General features: G+C 60.5%; 17 protein-coding genes and 3 tRNA genes. 13 read left to right on the top strand and 7 right to left on the bottom strand.

What is annotated here, in order from left to right:
• Nucleotides 1-3 precede the first annotated feature (3 nt).
• Entirely contained in the window at nt 4-1,062 is a 1,059-nt protein-coding gene (locus I6L46_RS00565) for an ABC transporter ATP-binding protein (RefSeq protein ID WP_216977091.1), read from the top strand.
• Complete coding sequence (locus I6L46_RS00560; protein WP_216977089.1) at nt 1,059-2,075, top strand: ABC transporter ATP-binding protein; 1,017 nt, start codon at nt 1,059-1,061, stop codon at nt 2,073-2,075. The genes I6L46_RS00565 and I6L46_RS00560 overlap by 4 nt, the downstream gene beginning before the upstream one ends.
• A 101-nt stretch (nt 2,076-2,176) precedes the next feature.
• Here the strand turns inward: I6L46_RS00560 and I6L46_RS00555 are convergent, their stop codons facing one another.
• Entirely contained in the window at nt 2,177-2,788 is a 612-nt protein-coding gene (locus tag I6L46_RS00555) for a YitT family protein (RefSeq protein ID WP_069556328.1), read from the bottom strand.
• A gap of 242 nt (nt 2,789-3,030) precedes the next feature.
• Here I6L46_RS00555 and I6L46_RS00550 point away from each other — a divergent pair, with 242 nt between their 5' ends.
• The 5 genes from I6L46_RS00550 to I6L46_RS00530 all read left to right on the top strand — a co-directional run bounded on the left by I6L46_RS00550 (nt 3,031) and on the right by I6L46_RS00530 (nt 7,542).
• Complete coding sequence (locus I6L46_RS00550; protein ID WP_216977087.1) at nt 3,031-4,410, top strand: UDP-glucose/GDP-mannose dehydrogenase family protein; 1,380 nt, start codon at nt 3,031-3,033, stop codon at nt 4,408-4,410.
• Nucleotides 4,407-5,420, top strand: a complete 1,014-nt coding sequence (locus I6L46_RS00545; RefSeq protein WP_216977085.1) for an NAD-dependent epimerase — start codon at nt 4,407-4,409, stop codon at nt 5,418-5,420. The genes I6L46_RS00550 and I6L46_RS00545 overlap by 4 nt, the downstream gene beginning before the upstream one ends.
• Nucleotides 5,421-5,530: 110 nt before the next feature.
• Nucleotides 5,531-6,136 (top strand): DUF2076 domain-containing protein, encoded by a 606-nt coding sequence (locus I6L46_RS00540; protein ID WP_216977084.1) that lies wholly within the window; start codon nt 5,531-5,533, stop codon nt 6,134-6,136.
• A 204-nt stretch (nt 6,137-6,340) separates the two neighbouring features.
• Nucleotides 6,341-6,529, top strand: coding sequence for a hypothetical protein (locus I6L46_RS00535; RefSeq protein WP_043822919.1), 189 nt, complete (start codon nt 6,341-6,343; stop codon nt 6,527-6,529).
• 155 nt (nt 6,530-6,684) lie between these two features.
• A complete protein-coding gene (locus tag I6L46_RS00530) occupies nt 6,685-7,542 on the top strand; it encodes a lytic transglycosylase domain-containing protein (RefSeq protein ID WP_216977082.1) in 858 nt (285 codons plus the stop codon).
• A gap of 8 nt (nt 7,543-7,550) precedes the next feature.
• On the opposite strand, the gene I6L46_RS00525 is transcribed toward I6L46_RS00530, so the two are convergent.
• The gene (locus I6L46_RS00525; RefSeq protein WP_164980009.1) at nt 7,551-8,114 is read right to left on the bottom strand and encodes a YgjV family protein; all 564 of its coding nucleotides are present in this window, start codon (nt 8,112-8,114) and stop codon (nt 7,551-7,553) included.
• 57 nt (nt 8,115-8,171) lie between these two features.
• Nucleotides 8,172-8,747 carry a Crp/Fnr family transcriptional regulator gene (locus I6L46_RS00520; RefSeq protein ID WP_216977080.1) on the bottom strand — a complete coding sequence of 192 codons (576 nt, stop codon included), beginning with the start codon at nt 8,745-8,747 and terminating at the stop codon, nt 8,172-8,174.
• Between the two features lie 242 nt (nt 8,748-8,989).
• Here I6L46_RS00520 and ettA point away from each other — a divergent pair, with 242 nt between their 5' ends.
• From ettA to I6L46_RS00505, 3 genes are all read left to right on the top strand, one after another.
• Nucleotides 8,990-10,657 (top strand): energy-dependent translational throttle protein EttA, encoded by a 1,668-nt coding sequence (gene ettA, locus I6L46_RS00515; protein WP_005338959.1) that lies wholly within the window; start codon nt 8,990-8,992, stop codon nt 10,655-10,657.
• 93 nt (nt 10,658-10,750) lie between these two features.
• Nucleotides 10,751-11,080 (top strand): hypothetical protein, encoded by a 330-nt coding sequence (locus tag I6L46_RS00510; RefSeq protein WP_005343410.1) that lies wholly within the window; start codon nt 10,751-10,753, stop codon nt 11,078-11,080.
• Nucleotides 11,081-11,344: 264 nt separating this feature from the next.
• A complete protein-coding gene (locus I6L46_RS00505; protein WP_005343409.1) occupies nt 11,345-12,688 on the top strand; it encodes an NCS2 family permease in 1,344 nt (447 codons plus the stop codon).
• Nucleotides 12,689-12,860: 172 nt separating this feature from the next.
• Here I6L46_RS00505 and gltX read toward each other — a convergent pair whose 3' ends face one another.
• Nucleotides 12,861-14,276, bottom strand: a complete 1,416-nt coding sequence (gltX, locus tag I6L46_RS00500; RefSeq protein WP_123173686.1) for a glutamate--tRNA ligase — start codon at nt 14,274-14,276, stop codon at nt 12,861-12,863.
• Nucleotides 14,277-14,550: 274 nt separating this feature from the next.
• On the opposite strand from gltX, the gene I6L46_RS00495 reads away from it, so the two are divergent.
• The 3 genes from I6L46_RS00495 (at nt 14,551) to I6L46_RS00485 (ending at nt 17,904) form a co-directional block, all read left to right on the top strand.
• Nucleotides 14,551-16,653, top strand: coding sequence for a methyl-accepting chemotaxis protein (locus I6L46_RS00495; RefSeq protein ID WP_216977078.1), 2,103 nt, complete (start codon nt 14,551-14,553; stop codon nt 16,651-16,653).
• Nucleotides 16,654-16,752: 99 nt separating this feature from the next.
• A complete protein-coding gene (locus I6L46_RS00490) occupies nt 16,753-17,421 on the top strand; it encodes a LysM-like peptidoglycan-binding domain-containing protein (RefSeq protein ID WP_042054903.1) in 669 nt (222 codons plus the stop codon).
• 273 nt (nt 17,422-17,694) lie between these two features.
• Nucleotides 17,695-17,904, top strand: coding sequence for a cold-shock protein (locus I6L46_RS00485; protein WP_005338972.1), 210 nt, complete (start codon nt 17,695-17,697; stop codon nt 17,902-17,904).
• A 239-nt stretch (nt 17,905-18,143) separates the two neighbouring features.
• Here I6L46_RS00485 and I6L46_RS00480 read toward each other — a convergent pair.
• The 3 genes from I6L46_RS00480 to I6L46_RS00470 form a co-directional block, all read right to left on the bottom strand.
• A tRNA-Gly gene (locus tag I6L46_RS00480) sits at nt 18,144-18,219 on the bottom strand.
• A gap of 24 nt (nt 18,220-18,243) precedes the next feature.
• Nucleotides 18,244-18,319 (bottom strand) — tRNA-Gly (locus tag I6L46_RS00475).
• Nucleotides 18,320-18,343: 24 nt separating this feature from the next.
• Nucleotides 18,344-18,419 (bottom strand) — tRNA-Gly (locus I6L46_RS00470).
• Nucleotides 18,420-18,435 lie beyond the last annotated feature (16 nt).

The raw sequence follows: 18,435 nt of genomic DNA, 5'->3' as shown, positions 1-18,435 counted from the left end.
GTTATGCCCAACACTCAGGCCCCCATTCTTGACGTACCGGATAACGGGGGGGAGTTCGCCGTTGATAACGGCCAGCACCAGGCCCCAATCCTCGAAGTACGCGATCTCGAGGTGGAGTTCGCCGTCGATGACGGCAAGATCAAGGTGCTCGACGGGGTCAGCTTCAAGGTGGCCCCAGGTCAGACGCTGGGGATCGTCGGCGAGTCCGGCTGCGGCAAGAGTGTCACTTCACTCGCCATCATGGGGCTCTTGCCCAAACCCCACGGTCAGGTGGTAGCCGGTTCCATCCGCTTTCAGGGGGAGGAGCTGCTGTCGCTTGCGCCGGATCAGATGTACAAGGTGCGCGGCAACCGCATCTCGATGATCTTTCAGGAGCCGATGACGGCCCTCAACCCGGTGCAGACGGTGGGGGAGCAACTGATGGAGGTGTTTCGCCTCCATCGCCCCGAGTATGACAAGGCCCAGCGCAGAGCCGCGGCCATCGCCATGCTGCAGAAGGTGGGGATCCCGGAACCGGCCCAGCGCTTTGCGGTCTATCCCCACAACCTCTCCGGCGGCATGCGCCAACGGGTGATGATCGCCATGGCGCTCTCCTGCGAGCCAGACCTGCTTATCTGTGACGAGCCGACCACGGCGCTGGATGTCACCATTCAGGCCCAGATCCTCGAACTGATGAAAGAGCTGCAGGCCCAGACCGGCATGGCCATCATCTTTATCACCCACGATCTGGGGGTAGTGGCGGAGCTGTGCGACGAAGTGGTGGTGATGTATGCCGGGCGGGCGGTAGAGCAGGCCGACGTGTTCGAGCTGTTTGATCACCCTCGTCACCCCTATACCCACGGCTTGATGAGCTCGATCCCGCGCCTCGAGGATGAGCCCAAGAGCCTGCTCAAGACCATCAAGGGACAGGTGCCAGCCCTGCACGAGATGCCCGCTGGCTGCCGCTTCTCCAACCGCTGCCCCCACGCGACCGATCTCTGTATCAGTGGCATTCCGGCGGTGGAGCAACTCAATCCGCGCCACCATGTCGCCTGTCACTACTGGAAGGAGTTGACCCCATGAGCACTCTGTTATCGGTCAGGGATCTGAAACAGCACTTCCGGCTGGGAGGCGGGTTCCTGCGCAAGCAATATACGGTTCACGCGGTGGATGGCATCAGCTTCGACCTGAAACAGGGAGAAACGCTGGGGCTGGTGGGTGAGTCGGGCTGTGGCAAGTCCACCCTCGGGCGCAGTCTGCTCAAGCTGTTCGAGCCGACCGCGGGCACCATCACCTTCGAGGGGCGCGACATCACCGCCCTCAGCCCGAAGGAGATGCGCTCCCTGCGTCAGGAGATGCAGATGGTGTTTCAGGACCCTGCAGAATCCCTCAACAGCCGCCACACCGTGGGCCAGATCCTGGAGGAGCCCTTTATCATCCACGGTAAAGGCAACACTGAGCAGCGGCGCGGCTGGGTGCAAGAGCTGCTGGCAAAAGTGGGCCTGCCGGGAAGTGCGGTGGATCGCTACCCCCACGAGTTTTCCGGCGGTCAGCGCCAGCGGATCGGCATCGCCCGCGCCATCGCCCTCAAGCCCAAACTGCTGGTGTGCGACGAGGCGGTCTCGGCCCTCGATGTCTCGGTGCAGTCGCAGATCGTCAACCTGCTGCTCAGCCTGCAGCGGGAGATGAATCTCTCCATCATCTTCATCGCCCACGATCTGTCGGTGGTCAAACACATCTCGGATCGCATCGCGGTGATGTATCTGGGACGGATCGTCGAACTGGCGGATGCCCAGTCGCTCTATCTGGCGCCACGCCACCCCTATACCCAGGCGCTGATCTCTGCCATTCCGGTACCGGACCCGCGCAGGCGCAGCCAGCGCATTCTGCTGACTGGCGATGTGCCCTCCCCCATCTCGCCGCCAAGCGGCTGCCACTTCCACCAGCGCTGTCCACATGCGACCGAGTTGTGCAAAAGCAAGGCGCCAAGGCTTGAGGCGTGTGATGAGGCCCATCATCAGGTGGCCTGTCACACCCCGCTCGCTGTTGGTGGTCACGCTATCAGCGGCGACAGCAGGCTGGAGCAGGCGAGCTAGGCGCAGCGAACAAACCCCAGGGTAGAAACAGACGAGGCGGCCATCAGGCCGCCTCGTGCTATCGGGTCACTCTTGTCTTATCGGGTCACGGCTACCGCTCATCAGGCAATCTGGTAGCGGCCCGGCTTGTGGTTGAGTGTCAACACCAGATTACAGATAACCGCCGCCACGATGGAGAGCGCCAGGATCCAGGGCTGCACCACGAAAAACGAGGCGACAACAATGGCGCAATCGAGCCCCATCTGCAACTTGCCCGCCCGAATGCCAAAGCGATCCTGAATAAAGAGCGCCAGAATGTTGAAGCCTCCCAGACTCGACTTGTGGCGAAACATGATGAGCAGCCCCATGCCAATCAGGGTACCGCCGATCAGCGCCGCATAGAGGGGCTCTATCTTGCCGATCTGCAACACCCCGTTGAGGTGATCGGTCATGTAGGAGACCGCCGCCACCGAGACAAAAGTGTTGAAGGTAAAACGTGGCCCCATCCGCAGCCATGCCAGCGCATAGAAGGGCAGGTTTATGCCGAAGAAGAGCAGGCCGAAGCTGATGCCGGTCACCTTTTGCAGCAGCAGCGCCAGCCCGGCGGTGCCGCCAGTGAGCAGGCCAACCTGATGAAACAGAAAGATGCCGAGGGAAACAAAGCTGGCCGCCGTCAGCAGGGCCAGCACATCCTCATAAATAGGATGGGCAGTGCGAATCGAGGTGTTGTCCATAACCTGTATCCAAGCGAAGTAAAGAGAGAGTGTCTGTCGCCTGCCGTTGCGGGCGGGCTGCGAGCCCTGTCCACAGGGCTTCGTTATGGGGTCCAGTCTATTTTTTGTGAAAAGGATCACAACAGTCAGGCTGAACGCCCCATTCTGGTGCCTGTCATCTGGCATTGACACCCGCTGCACCAAGATGCAGCATGCCGCGGTTTAAGCGCGCCATCCCCCATTCACAGCACGAGGCACTTTTCATGAAGGTCACCATTTTTGGCACAGGCTATGTCGGGCTGGTACAGGCCGCCGTTCTGGCCGAGGTGGGCCATCAGGTCTGCTGCGTAGATGTGGATGATGAGCGGATTGCCGCCCTCAGGCTGGGGCAGATCCCCTTCTATGAGCCGGGGCTGGCCCCGTTGGTCGAGAGCAATCTGGCCAGCGGCCGCCTGAGCTTCACAGTCGATCCCGCCATTGGCGTGGTACACGCCGACCTGCTGCTGATCGCCGTGGGCACCCCGGCTGACGAGGATGGCTCGGCCGATCTGCAACATGTGCTGGCGGTGGCCGACACCATAGGCCGACTGATGAGCAGCCCCAAGCTGGTGGTGACCAAGAGCACTGTGCCGGTCGGCACGGCGCAGCAAGTAAGAGAACACATTGAGCAGCAGTTGGCCGTGCGTGGGCTGACCCTCGCCTGCGATGTGGCGGCCAATCCCGAGTTTCTCAAGGAGGGAGCGGCGGTCAACGACTGCATGCGGCCGGATCGCATCATCATCGGCTGTGACAGCGAGCGGGCGCTTGAGCAGTTGCGCGCCCTCTACGCCCCCTTCAACCGCAATCACGACCGGATCGTGGTGATGGATCTGCGCAGCGCCGAACTCACCAAATACGCCGCCAACGCCATGCTGGCCACCAAGATCTCCTTTATGAACGAGATGGCTGCCCTCGCCGAGCAGCTGGGTGCCGATATCGAGGCGGTGCGCCAGGGGATGGGTGCCGATCCCCGCATCGGTTACCACTTTATCTACCCGGGCTGCGGCTACGGCGGCTCCTGCTTCCCCAAGGATATCAAGTCGTTGCGCCATACCGCGGCGAGTGTCGGCTGCGACGCCCCGCTGCTGGCAGCGGTCGAGCAGGTCAACCAGCGCCAGCAACAGAAGATGGCGCAAACCCTGCTGACCCGCTTCGGGCCGGATCTGCGCGGTCGCACCTTCGCCCTGTGGGGGCTGGCGTTCAAACCCGGCACCGACGATATGCGCGATGCGCCGAGCCGCCCGCTTCTGGCCGCCATCTGGGCTGCCGGTGGCCGGGTGCAGGCCTTTGATCCCAAGGCGATGGGGCGTGCCCGCCAGATCTACGGCCAGCGGCCGGATCTGCTGCTCTGCCCCACTCAGGAAGCGGCACTGGAAGGGGCCGATGCCCTGCTCATCTGTACCGAGTGGCAGGCGTTTCGCGCCCCCGATTTCCAGCAACTGAAAGCGCTGCTCAACCAGCCTGTCATCATCGATGGCCGTAACCTCTATGACCCGCGCCAGCTCAGCGAACTCGGGTTTGACTATCACGCCATCGGGCGGCCACGTCTTCCCGCCAAAAAGCCCCCTGCCAACACCAGTTGCAACCCGGAGACTCAACCATGATCTATCTGGTTACCGGCGTCGCCGGTTTTATCGGTTTTCATGTGGCCAGCAAGCTGTGCGCCGCAGGTCATCGGGTGGTGGGGATCGACAACCTCAACGACTACTACGAGGTGAGTCTGAAAGAGGCGCGGCTGGCCCAGCTGGCCAGTTTCCCCCATTTTCACTTCGAGCGGCTGGATCTGGCGGATCGTGAAGCCATGGCGGCCCTGTTTGCCCGCCATCGCTTCGAGCGGGTGATCCATCTGGGGGCGCAAGCGGGGGTGCGCTACTCAATCGACAATCCGTTCGCCTATGCCGACAGCAACCTCACCGGTATGCTGACGGTGCTGGAGGGGTGTCGTCACCACGGGATTCAGCATCTGCTCTACGCCTCCTCCAGCTCGGTCTATGGCATGGGGGATCAGATGCCCTACTCCACCGCGCAGCAGGTAGATCACCCCGTCTCCCTCTACGCCGCCACCAAGAAGAGCGGCGAGCTGATGGCCCACGCCTACTCGGCGCTCTATGGCCTGCCCACCACAGGGCTGCGCTTCTTTACCGTCTACGGCCCCTGGGGCCGCCCCGACATGGCCATCATCAAGTTCACTCGCGCCATCCTCGCGGGAGAGCCCATCGATGTGTACAACCACGGCGATCTCAGCCGCGACTTCACCTTTATCGACGACATCGTCGAGGGAATCCTCGCTGTGGCCGACCAGCCGCCCCGCCCCAATTCCGATTGGCACGCCAGCGAGCAGAGCGCGGCCGAGAGCGCCGCTCCCTACCGTATCCTCAATATCGGCAACGGCCAGCCGGTGCGGCTGCTCGATTTTATCGAGGCGCTGGAGGATTCCATCGGCAAGCCCGCCATCAAGCGGATGCTGCCGATGCAGGCAGGCGACATGCACGCCACCTGGGCCGACAGCGAACCGCTACACACCCTCACCGGCCTGCGCCCCGCTACGCCCCTCAAGCAGGGTGTTGCCGAGTTTGTCCGCTGGTTTCTCGACTACTACCGGCCCGCCCGCTGACGAGCGTGGGTAGCCCCTCGGTCATTGATGAGTTAATCAGATACCACTGATGCCCCGCGGGTTTTAGGATGGCTGAACGCACTGTCTGCGCACCATAGCGAGGATTTGAGATGCAATCACAGGAACAGGGTCTGATCGATGGACTGTTCGACCGCCTCAAGCAAGCGCAAGCCAGGGATAGCAAGCGAGACCAACAAGCGGATCAGCTGATCCGCCAGCATCTGGCCCAGCAGCCCGATGCCCCCTACTACATGACCCAGGCGCTGCTGATCCAGCAGGCTGCCCTAACCCGCCTCAACGAGCGGGTCAAGGAGCTGGAAGCCAGCCAGAGCGCCCCAAGTGGCGGCAGTTTTCTCTCCGGCTTGTTTGGTAGCGAAAGCAGCCCGCCCCCGCGCTTCACGCAGCCACCGGCAACAGCGCCTGCCCAACCAGCGTCCCGCACCAGCTCCTTTCTCGGTGGCGCCCTGCAAACCGCAGCCGGGGTTGCTGGCGGAGTCATGCTAGCCGACATGATCGGCGGACTGTTTCACAGCAATCGGCCCGAGGAGATCATCGACATCATAGAGCCAGCGCCCATCGTCAATCCGGTCGATGCAGAACCGATACGCTGGGACGGCTGGGATTCACCTCCCGATGATGGCGGCAGTTTTCTCGACGACGATAGCCAGAGTGGCGGCTGGACCGACAGTGACGATAACAACGGCGATTTCTTCTAACCGTTACACAACCACAGGCCCCGCATGTGGCGGGGCCCAACTCGATACGACACCCATGACTATGGAAAGTGTGATGACACCACGGACCGGCAGCGGCATGACGCGATATACTCAGCGCGCTTCGTGCCACCCGGGAACAACTCCCGACCCCAGGCGCTCTGTCCGTGGCCATGCAACACCCCCATGACGACAAGGAGCCACCTCATGATCCGAACCCTGCTTTTGACCGGTGCCGCCATTGCGGCCTATGCCCTGACCCAGAGCCACTCTCTGCTTCCCCTGCTCAGCCTGCTGGCCCTGCTTTCGCTCTGGGTTGTCAGCGAAATTGGCAGCTTCTATCGCGCGCTTCCTCCCGCCGTACTGGATGAGCAGGAGTATCACCACGACTTTTAACCGGATGAAAAATGGTGTGAAACGGTCGAGATGCCGTTAGTTCCATACCGTTTTGCTCTCTGAAACCAACCGGCTATAACAACAGGATCCACTGGGTTCATGGCGATAGCAGCCATGTTCCTCTATATCTTCTGTACTCAAACAGGAGATAACCCATGAGTCACATCAGCGAAAACGGACTGTTTTTGCTGCTTTTTTTGTCGTTGTTACTGGCAGGTACGCCGCGGGCGATGGCACAAGGCAGGGATTTCAGACAGGCCCCCAAGGCGCTAACGGCGATCAAGCAGGGTCAAGTGGCCCAGCAACACGGCAATCTGCAAAAGGCCATCGCCCTTTACTGTGTCGCCGCCAGCACCGGCAATCCCGAAGGATATTTCCGGATCGGCCGCCTGCTCGCCACCGGCCCCGCCTCGGTACGCAGCGCCAGGCTGGCCAACAGCTACCTCGCCATGGCAATGCGCCTTGGTAACCGACAGGCTGCCCGCTACTACAACGCCCGCATCGGCAGTGCTCCCATGGGTGATCAGTGCGGCATCGGGATCCGTGGCGGTCAGGGTGGCTATCTGGCACAGCTCCCCTCCACCCCCTTCAATGTCGACTCCTGGGTTGCCCGCCAACCCCCCGCCAAGCAAAAGCTGGTCACCATGCTGCGTCACGCCGCCAAACACCATAAAGTGGATGCCCGGCTGGTGCTGGCGATTGCCATCGCCGAATCCAATCTCAACAGCCGCGCCGTTTCACCCAAGAATGCCCAAGGGCTGATGCAGCTCATCCCCGAAACCCAGCAACGGTTCGGGGTAACCCGACCATTCGATCCGGCCCAGAACATCAAAGGTGGCGTCAGTTATCTCAAATGGCTGGATCGCCGCTTCGATGGCGACTGGGTACTGATCTCGGCAGCCTACAATGCCGGGGAAAAAGCGGTGGAACGCTATGGCGGGATCCCACCCTATGACGAGACGCAGGAGTATGTGAAACGGGTGCTCTACTTCGCTGGCCACAAGCAGCCCTGAGCGGGAGGTCAGGAGCTCGCCCGATCGGAAGGCGGCACACGCCTCTTTCTGCGGCCACTGTGGCGGCCACGCCCCCAATAATCGAAGCCATAGTGACGGTAGTAACCCACCAGATTGCTGACCAGAAACAGCCCCTCCATCAGCACGGCGACCGGAGAGCCCACCAGCAGGTTATTGCCAAGCCAGCAGAGGGTACCGAACAGCATCCAGCGCCGCAACAGGCGATCGTCGGGGCAAAACGCGGCCTGGGTTTGCAGCAGGCTCGCCAGCAGCCCGATCAATGAGAGCAGGCCCTGATAGGTCGCCAGCGCCGCTGCACAGGCCAACCCCATGAAAAACCACATCAAGATGCGGCGAATCAGCCAGATGCTGACCAGAAAGCGCATGCTGGCCAGCAGCAACAGGCTGGCGGCAGACCATTGTCCGAGCAGGGCAAAGTGACCGGCATTGAGGGCGCAGGAGAGGGCCAGACAGGCCAGGATCCTGCGGCGATCCCGCAACTGAAACGACAACAGATCGAGCAACAAGGCCAGGCTCACCACCAGTTGCGACCACAGAAACAGCGACATCATCCACACCTCATCCGTCATTTGGATAGCGCAGCATGAGGGGATGGTCGGAGAGCGGCATTAACCCGTGTTAATGCGCCTGCGGATCCGTGACAGGGTGACCGGAGTGATACCGATATAGTTGGCGAGCTGCACCTGAGTGAGCCGCACCGGCCAGTGAGGGAAGGTGTGACAGAGCTCCCGATAGCGCTCCTCGGGGGAGTGGAGCAGCAAAAACGCCTCCTTGCGCTCCTTGTAACCGAGCTGCTGGCGCAACAGGGCCATGCAGACCGGCTGCCAGGCGGGCTCATCAAGCAGGGCGAGCGGCACCCGCACTACCTGCAGCTCCGTCAGCGCCTCCAGTTGGTAGCGGGCGAGCGATCCCGTGAGCCAGCTGTCATAGAGCAGGCAGAGCTCCCCCTCGAAGTAGAACTCCTTGCAGCGCTCCTGTCCGTCCCGGGTGTAGTGGCAGGCACGGGCGATGCCCGCTTCGATATAGAAGGCAGCTTCCTGCTCTGCCCCTTGCGCCAGCAGCGCCTGACCGGCGTGCAACGTCAGCCGTGGCAAGCGCTGACAGAGGGATTCGCTCAGGGCGGCGTCCAATCCCATTGCACACAAAAAGGTGGCAAGCAGGGGGGCTTGAGGAGATGGGTTCATGAGGGCTCCGGAACAAAACGGCAGCCCACATCATGCCCAAATTGCACGACTGATGCAGCAAGGCGTGACCCTGTTGGCAAAGGGGGGACATAGCCGGGTGCCGCCTTTGCCCCCCCTCGTCCGTTGGTTTACAATCGACGGGTTTTTTGGAACCCGGTTGACCTGTGTCGACCTGGCCCCACCACGACATCAGTCTGTTAATGCCAAGACATTAACCTGCTGAAAAGGAAGAGAATTAGCCAATGGCTCAATTTATTTACACCATGAACCGGGTCGGCAAGGTAGTGCCGCCCAAGCGTCATATTCTCAAGAACATCTCCTTGAGCTTCTTCCCGGGCGCCAAGATTGGCGTGCTGGGTCTGAACGGCGCCGGTAAATCGACCTTGCTGCGCATCATGGCGGGCATCGACACCGAGATCGAAGGGGAAGCCCGTCCGCAGCCCGGCATCAAGATCGGCTACCTGCCGCAGGAGCCGAAGCTGGAGCCGGAGCAGACCGTACGCGAAGCAGTCGAAGAGGCCGTTGGCGAGGTGAAGCGCGCCATGGCCCGTCTGGACGAGGTCTATGCGGCCTACGCCGACCCGGATGCCGACTTTGACAAGCTGGCCCGCGAACAGGGCGAGCTGGAGGCCATCATCCAGGCCCAGGGCGGCCACAACATGGAAAACCAGCTGGAGCGTGCGGCCGATGCCCTGCGCCTGCCGGCCTGGGATGCCAAGATCAAGCACCTCTCCGGTGGTGAGCGCCGCCGTGTGGCACTGTGCCGTCTGCTGCTGGAAAAGCCGGACATGCTGCTGCTGGACGAACCGACCAACCACCTGGATGCGGAATCCGTGGCCTGGCTGGAGCGCTTCCTGCACGACTACGAAGGCACTGTTGTGGCCATCACCCACGACCGTTACTTCCTCGACAACGTGGCGGGCTGGATCCTGGAGCTGGACCGCGGCGAAGGTATCCCGTGGGAAGGCAACTACTCCTCCTGGCTGGAGCAGAAGGACGCCCGTCTGGCGCAGGAAGCCAGTTCCGAGGCGGCTCGCCGCAAGTCCATCGAGAAAGAGCTGGAGTGGGTTCGTCAAAACCCGAAAGGGCGTCAGGCCAAGTCCAAGGCCCGTATGGCTCGCTTCGAAGAGCTTAACACCAACGACTACCAGAAGCGCAACGAGACCAACGAGCTGTTCATTCCGCCCGGACCGCGCCTCGGCGACAAGGTGGTGGAAGTGGCTAACCTGCGCAAATCCTATGGTGATCGGGTGCTGATCGACGATCTGTCGTTTGCCATTCCGAAGGGTGCCATCGTCGGCATCATCGGCCCGAACGGTGCCGGTAAGTCGACCCTGTTCCGCATGATGTCGGGTCAGGAGCAGCCGGATTCCGGCGCCATCACGCTTGGTGAAACCGTGGTACTGGCCTCTGTCGATCAGTTCCGCGACAGCATGGATGACAAGAAGACGGTATTCGAAGAGGTCGCTGACGGTCAGGATATCCTGCGCATCGGCAACTACGAGTTCCCGAGCCGCGCCTATATCGGCCGCTTCAACTTCAAGGGTTCCGACCAGCAGAAGCGGGTTGGCGAACTCTCCGGTGGTGAGCGTGGTCGTCTGCATCTGGCCAAGCTGCTGCAGACCGGCGGCAACGTGCTGCTGCTGGATGAACCGACCAACGATCTGGATATCGAAACCCTGCGCGCCCTCGAGAACGCCCTGCTGGAGTTCCCGGGTTGTGCCATGGTCATCTCCCACGACCGCTGGTTCCTCGACCGTATCGCCACTCACATCCTGGACTATCAGGATGAGGGCAAGATCGAGTTCTTCGAAGGTAACTTTACCGAATACGAAGAGTGGAAGAAGAAGACCTACGGCGCCGAGGCGATCCAGCCCCATCGCGCCAAGTACAAGCGCATCGCCAAATAAGGCTGACTGCGTGTTGAGGGGAGCTTCGGCTCCCCTTTCTCTTGCCTTTTGACTTACAATCCTAGACGGATGCCTTTGCATGGATGTAGCACGATGACGACCCCGATAGAGAAAAAACTCACCATCCAGATCCGGGTTGAACCGGGTTGCCTCGGGCCGGATGGCAAGGAGCACATAGAGACCTTCTGTGCCGCCGCCGCCAAGATTTTTGCCGCCGTAGAGCCCGAGCTGGTGAGCTGGGTGCTGATCCCCCGCTACGACAAGCAACTACCGGAGCAGGAGTTCTTTATCGAGGGGCGCAAGCTGACCGAAGAGCAGGCAAGCCTGTTTCTGCGCCGCTTCGGCCGTGAACTGGGTGAAGTGCAAGACCGGCTCGACTCGGTACTGGCCCAGCTGGTCGAGCGCTACTTCAAAACCCTGTAAGCCCCCAATTTTCGATAAAAGGTTCTCTGCTGAGAACCTTTTTTCATGCTCAAAAAGCAAACGTTTGAATTTTTACTCTATTCATTGATCTGCTTCGCAGATCCGGGGTTTGTAAACGGCGCCGCCTGTGTAAAAATGTGCGCGCTGTCACGGTATCAGGACGAGTCTGGTTACTTAACCGCCAGAAACTGGGCAATTTACCCCGCATGGATGGGATAGCCCGTTCCCCTGCTGCTTATTTCACGTCACCTATTGGAATCCAACATGAATCAACAACACCAAGCTGCCAATCAGGCTGCCGGGCAAGGATTGCTTGAGCGCCTGTTTGCCCTGCAAGGCCATGGCACGACCGCCCGCACCGAAGTGATTGCCGGTATCACCACCTTCCTGACCATGGTCTATATCGTGTTCGTCAACCCGCAGATCCTCTCTGCGGCGGGCATGGACACCCAGGCCGTGTTCGTCACCACCTGCCTCATCGCCGGTATCGGCAGCATCCTGATGGGCCTGTTGGCCAACCTGCCCATCGCGCTGGCCCCCGCCATGGGCCTTAACGCCTTCTTCGCCTTCGTGGTCGTCGCCGGCATGGGTTACTCCTGGCAAGTGGGCATGGGCACCATCTTCTGGGGTGCCATGGGTCTGTTGATCCTCACCCTGCTGCGGGTGCGCTACTGGCTGATCGGCAACATCCCGCTCACCCTGCGGGTTGGCATCACCGCCGGTATCGGTCTGCTGATCGCCCTGCTCGGCCTGCACAACGCCGGGATCGTCGTGGCCAGCCCCGCGACTATGGTGACCGTGGGCAACCTCACCTCCCTGCCCTGCCTGCTGGGTCTGCTCGGTTTCTTCCTGATCTGCATCTTCTCCGCCCGCGGCGTCCACTCCGCCGTGCTGATCGCCATCGTGGTCACCACGGGTCTGGGCTGGCTGTTTGGCGATGTCACCTTCAAGGGCTTTGTCTCCATGCCCCCCAGCATCGAACCGGTGTTCGGCCAGCTGGATCTGATGGGATCGCTCGATATCAGCCTAGCCGGGATCATCTTCTCCTTTATGCTGGTCAACCTGTTCGACTCTTCTGGAACCCTGATCGGTGTCACCAACCGCGCCAAGCTGGCCGATGACAAGGGCCACTTCCCGCGCATGAAACAGGCGCTGATGGTCGATAGCGTCAGCTCCGTCGGCGGCGCCTTCATGGGCACCTCCTCGGTTACCGCCTTTATCGAGAGCAGCTCCGGCGTCGCCGTCGGCGGCCGTACCGGTCTGACCGCCATTGTGGTTGGCCTGCTGTTCCTGCTGGCGATCTTCTTCTCTCCGGTCGCCGCCATGGTGCCGGCCTATGCCGCCGCTGGCGCCCTTATCTATGTGGGCGTGCTGATGTGCTCCGAGCTGACCCGAGTGAAGTGGGAAGATCTGACCGAAGCGGTACCGGCCTTCATGACCGCGGTGATGATGCCGTTCAGCTTCTCCATCACCGAGGGGATCGCCGTGGGCTTCATCTCCTACTGCGTGATGAAGGCAGGTACCGGCCGTTGGCGCGAGATTAACCCCTGCGTGCTGGTGGTGGCCCTGCTGTTCGTGCTCAAGTTCGTCTGGGTCGACAGCCACTAAGCGGCACTCTGTCCCAATAAAAATGCCAGTCAGTTGACTGGCATTTTTTTATCCAAAGTATTTTCGGCCTGTGCGCTGGCCATAAAAAAATCCGAAACCTGTGGTTTCGGATTTTTGCTATTCAGCTTGTGGCAGAGCGGGGTTATCCCCTCGCCTGCCACATCGGCAGCACTTACTCGGCAGTCATGCGGGCTTCGATGTAAGCCAGTGCGCGGTCGATACGCGCCAGTACGCGCTCCTTGCCCACCAGTGCCATCACGGCGTCGATGGCAGGGGATTGGCCCAGACCGGTGACAGCCACGCGCAGCGGCATACCAACCTTGCCCATACCCTGACCCAGTTCGGCGGCTGTCGCTTCAATCAGTTCGTGCAGCGCTTCGGTGGTCCAGCTATCCAGTGCAGCCAGCTTGGTTTTGGCCAAGGTGAGCGGCTCGGCAGCGACGCCACGCAGGTGCTTCTTAGCGGCCGCCTCGTCAATGGCTTCGTACTCTTCGAACAGATAGCGGCTCTGGGCGGCCATCTCGACCAGGGTGTTGCAGCGCTCGGCCAGCAGGGTGACCACGTCGGCCAGCGCCGGGCCATTGCTGGTGTCGATCTTCTGGTTTTCCATGTGCCATGCCAGATGCTTGGCCACATAAGCCGGATCCAGGCTGCGCATGTAGTGGTTGTTCAACCACAGCAGCTTGTCGGTGTTGAAGGCAGAGGCGGACTTGGAGATGGCATCCAGACTGAACAGCTTGATCATCTCTTCCAGGCTGAAGATCTCCTGATCGCCGTGGGACCAGCCCAGACGTACCAGATAGTTCAGCAGCGCTTCCGGCAGGTAGCCGTCGTCGCGGTACTGCATCACGGAGACAGCACCGTGGCGCTTGGAGAGCTTGGCACCGTCGTCACCCAGGATCATGGAGACGTGGGCAAACTCCGGCACCGGCGCGTTCAGCGCCTTGTAGATGTTGATCTGGCGCGGGGTGTTGTTGATGTGGTCTTCGCCACGCACCACGTGGGTGATCTCCATATCCCAGTCATCGACCACTACGCAGAAGTTGTAGGTCGGCGCGCCGTCGGTACGGCGGATGATCAGGTCATCCAGCTCGGTGTTGGCAAACTCGATGCGGCCACGGACGTGGTCATCGAACACCACGGAACCTTCGGTCGGGTTGCGGAAGCGGATCACGTGCGGCGCATCGGCAGGGTGATCGTGGGCGTGGTCGCGGCACTTTCCGTCATAACGGGGCTTCTCGCCGTTGGCCATCTGGCCTTCACGCAGCGCTTCCAGACGCTCTTTGGAGCAGTAGCACTTGTAGGCGCGGCCATCGGCCAGCATCTCGTCGATCAGACCGTTGTAGCGATCGAAGCGCTTGGTCTGGTAGTAGGGGCCCTCATCCCAGTTCAGCTCCAGCCATTCCATGCCCTCAATGATGGCGTCGATCGCCTCCTGAGTGGAACGTTCCAGGTCGGTATCCTCAATACGCAGCACGAACTCACCGCCCTGGTTCTTTGCAAACAACCAGGAATAGAGTGCGGTACGGGCACCGCCGACATGCAAAAAGCCGGTCGGGCTGGGAGCAAAACGGGTTTTGACTTTCATCTTTAAGCCTTGTGTAGAGGGCCTTGGGCCAATTCGTTAGAAAAAACCGTCGCATTTTAGCACCGACAATCACGGATGGGAAAACCATGACGCCATTGCGGGCTAAAGTAGGGGATTAAATCTGTCGCCATTTGCATCTGTAGCCCGATATTTGAAGAGGATCGCAAAACCGAAGCCCCGTTTCCGATTTGCTATGCACAATGCTGGAGAGCTGCCTCCTCCGGTCGATACCCAAATAACGCTCACCACACTTCTCACGAACAAGGAAGAGACGATGCAGTTCCGTTCTATCCAGAATCGCATTCTAGTGATGGCCGGGATCGCCATGACCGCAGCCCTGGTCATCCTGATCCTGCTCAACCAATACTCCGGCCAACAGACCCAACAACTCACCATCAGCTCCAGCCGTGAAGCGCTGCAGCAGGAGGCATGGCAAAAGGTCAGCGCCAATGCCCGCGCCGAGGCAGCCACCATCACCCAGCTGCTGCAAAAAGGGCTCTCCTACACCCAGCAGATGGCCAGCACCCTCGCCCTGCAACAGCAAGGCAAACTGCCGCTGGATCGCCAGCAGGCCACCGACCTGCTCAAGGCACAACTGGCGTTGGAGCCCCAGCTTTATGGCGCCTTCGCCGGCTTCGAGCCCAACGGTTTCGACGGTCAGGATGCCAGCTTTGCTGGCCAGAGTGCGCTGGGCAGTGATGACAAGGGGCGCTTCGTGCCCTACTTCTATCGCGACAAGGATCAAATCGGTACCGATCTGCTGCTCTCCATCGAAAAAACCGACCCGGACGAATTCGGCAATCCCGCCAACGACTACTACGCCTGCCCGAAACGGGAAGGGCGCTCTTGCCTCATCGATCCCTTCAAGGTGGATATCAATGGTCAGCAGGTGCTGGTGAGCACCATCACCACCCCCATCATGGTGAATGGTCAGTTCAAGGGGATCGCCGCGCTCGATCTGGCGGTGGACTCCATCAGCCGTCAGGCCAAGAGCCTCAACAGCAATATCTATGATGGCCAGGGGGAGACCCTGATCGTCAGCGCCGCCGGTGTCATCACCGGCACCAGCGGTGATGCCAGCCAGCTCGGCAGCAGCGCAAGTAAGGTGCTGGGCAACCAGTGGCAGCAGTACCTGAAACCGGAAGTTCAGCGTCAGGAGCTGGACGAGTCATTCCGCATTTCCGTCCCCATCATGGTGCCGGGAATGAGCCGCAACTGGGCCATCATCGTCACCCTGCCCTACAAGGTGGTACTGGCGGGCGCCGATCAACTGGAAAGCCAGCTGAGCGACATGAACCAGGCCGCCATGACCCAGCAATTGGTGGGCGCCGTTATCGTACTGGTGCTGGCGCTGGCCACCATGCTGGTGATTGCCCGCAGCATCACTGGCCCCATCCGTCAGATGGTCAGCCTGGTAGATGACATCGCCGATGGTGAAGGGGACCTCACCAAACGCCTCACGACCCGATCTGTCGATGAGCTGGGGGATCTCGCCAAGGGGATCAACCGCTTTATCGACAAGCTGCAAGGGCTGCTCGGGGATGTGCTCAAGACTGCCAGCGAGGTGAACCGTTATGCCGGTGATACCGACCGCATCGCCGGTCAGACCGACAACAACCTGCAGCACCATCAAGCGGAGATGGAGCAGATGCTGACCGCGGTACAGGAGATGTCCTACGTCAGTCAGGAGGTCGCCACCCACGCCAACAATACCGCCGACTCGGCCAAACAGGCGCAAAGCGCTGCCGATCAGGGCAAGGAGCGCTTCCAGCAGGTGATCCAGTCGATGCACAAGGTCGCGGCAGAAGCCGGTAAAGGGGCCGAAGTGGTGGAAGGGCTGGCTCACGACAGCGCCCAGATCACCAGCATCCTCACCGTCATTCAGGGGATTGCCGACCAGACCAACCTGCTGGCCCTCAACGCCGCCATCGAGGCTGCACGGGCTGGCGAGCAGGGCCGCGGCTTTGCGGTGGTGGCCGACGAGGTGCGCAAACTGGCGGGCAATACCCAGCAGGCGGTGCAGAACACCCAGGAGTTGATCGAGAAGATCCGCCTCAGCTCCACCAATGCAGTCAACGCCATCACCCAGAGCCAGCAGCTGACCCATCAGGCGGTGGGCGAGGCGGATCTGGCGGAAGAGGCGCTCGGCAGCATCTACCAGGCCATCTCCACCATCAACGACATGACCTATCAGATCGCTTCCGCCGCCGAAGAGCAGAGCTCGGTCTCAGAAACCGTCTCCGGCAACCTGTCAAAAACCAACGCACTGGCCAACGACATTGCTCAGGATGCGACCGAAACGGCCAAAGCCAGTCAGGCTTTGCGTCAGGCTGCCGACAAATTGCAGCAATTATTGGGTCAATTTCGTCTCAGCTGATAATTTTCCGCCTCAGGACTCTCCCCCTCGGGGGCGAGTCCGTTTACCATAGGCGACGAATTTGCCTGATGGCAGGCAATGTAGTGAGAGGTAAATGCCGTGCCCACCCCGGACCGTCGCCCACGAGGCCATAACAGACGAGCCCAGCAGCGTCGCCAAGACGAATCACAAGGATCCCTGCTCCATCGCATCAATGCCGCGACCCTGTCCCTGCGCCAACGTTTTGGCCAAGGGATGAGCAACCTCGGCCAACGCCGCCAGGATGCCAAAGCAGGCAAATTCAAGCTGTCCAGCCCGCTGCCCCGCAAAAACACCATAGGTCTGCTGATCCTGCTCCCGCTCTGGTTGCTGGTGCTGGCCTGGGAGCCAGCGCCATCCGCCCCCAAAGCCGCCCCTTCCGGCTCGCTGGAAGTGCCGCTGGCCGTGCCTGCTCAAGCTCTAACTGTCGGCAGTGGCGCTGCAGGCAGTGCGCCCGCGGCAGCCAAGCCGGTCGAAGAGAAGGTCAACGGCACCTGGCTGCAACACGATGTGCAGGCGGGTGAGACCCTCTACTCCATCTGGCGTAAATTCGAGTTGCCGGGTGCCGAGCTGAGCCGCCTGATCGCCATCGAGGGGCCGGATCGCCCCCTGACCCGCCTGCAATCGGGCCGCTCTATCTTCATCCTGGTGGACGACACCCGCCGCATCCAGCGGGTGGAGATCCGCTCCTACGGTCAGGCGGTTTACCGCTACGACCGGCAGGGCGAAGGGTTCGCCCTCAAGGAATAACAACACGGGAGGCGCTGGCCTCCCGTTTTTTTCAGTCAAATATCTTCAAATAAGCTACTGACTTCACAATATTTTTAGCTTGTTCAAAAAACGAAAGGGGTCAAATTGACAAGGATCGGCGCTAACGTACAATCGTTTGTGCTTTAGACAGGGATTGTTCTACGTGCTACTGGGACAAAGAGACGTGGTCAGTCATGAGCCAACCCCTGCTTGCAAGGCAAATGCAGCCCAGCACGGGCTTAGTTTCATTTTGTTATTGATAGGATTTAGCACATGTCTGACATTCGCACCGGCCAGGTAAAATGGTTCAACGAAACCAAGGGTTTTGGCTTTATTGAACAATCCCAGGGTCCGGACGTATTCGTTCACTTCTCCTCCATCCAGAGCACCGGTTTCAAAACCCTGGCTGAAGGTCAAAAAGTCCAGTTCACTGTGACCCAGGGCAAAAAAGGCCCTCAGGCTGAAAACGTTACTCTGGTCTAAGCCCGCGCCAGTGAATCATGCAGGAGGAGCCAAGGCCCCTCCTCTTTTTTGCCCACCATTCTCGCCACCCACCACCTGTTACAACCGCTTGCCTCGTACAATCCGCACCATGAGCCCACATCCCCTTCCTGTTGGCAGGAGGTGGTAGAGACGCGCCTAGTAAACGCCAGATACGACAAAGCATCGCAGCGCGATGTGAAGGGCAATTCAAAGGGATTATGAAAACTTCGAAGAGATATTGGAGCGGGAAACGAGACTCGAACTCGCGACCCCGACCTTGGCAAGGTCGTGCTCTACCAACTGAGCTATTCCCGCAACGGAATGTCACTTACAAATGTTTGGAGCGGGAAACGAGACTCGAACTCGCGACCCCGACCTTGGCAAGGTCGTGCTCTACCAACTGAGCTATTCCCGCAACAGAATGTCATCTGCAAGTGATTGGAGCGGGAAACGAGACTCGAACTCGCGACCCCGACCTTGGCAAGGTCGTGCTCTACCAACTGAGCTATTCCCGCAACAGAATGTCATCTG

It is taken from the genome of Aeromonas sp. FDAARGOS 1416 (assembly GCF_019048085.1).
Lineage (GTDB): Bacteria > Pseudomonadota > Gammaproteobacteria > Enterobacterales > Aeromonadaceae > Aeromonas > Aeromonas veronii.
This window is presented reverse-complemented; position numbering and strand designations above follow the sequence as displayed.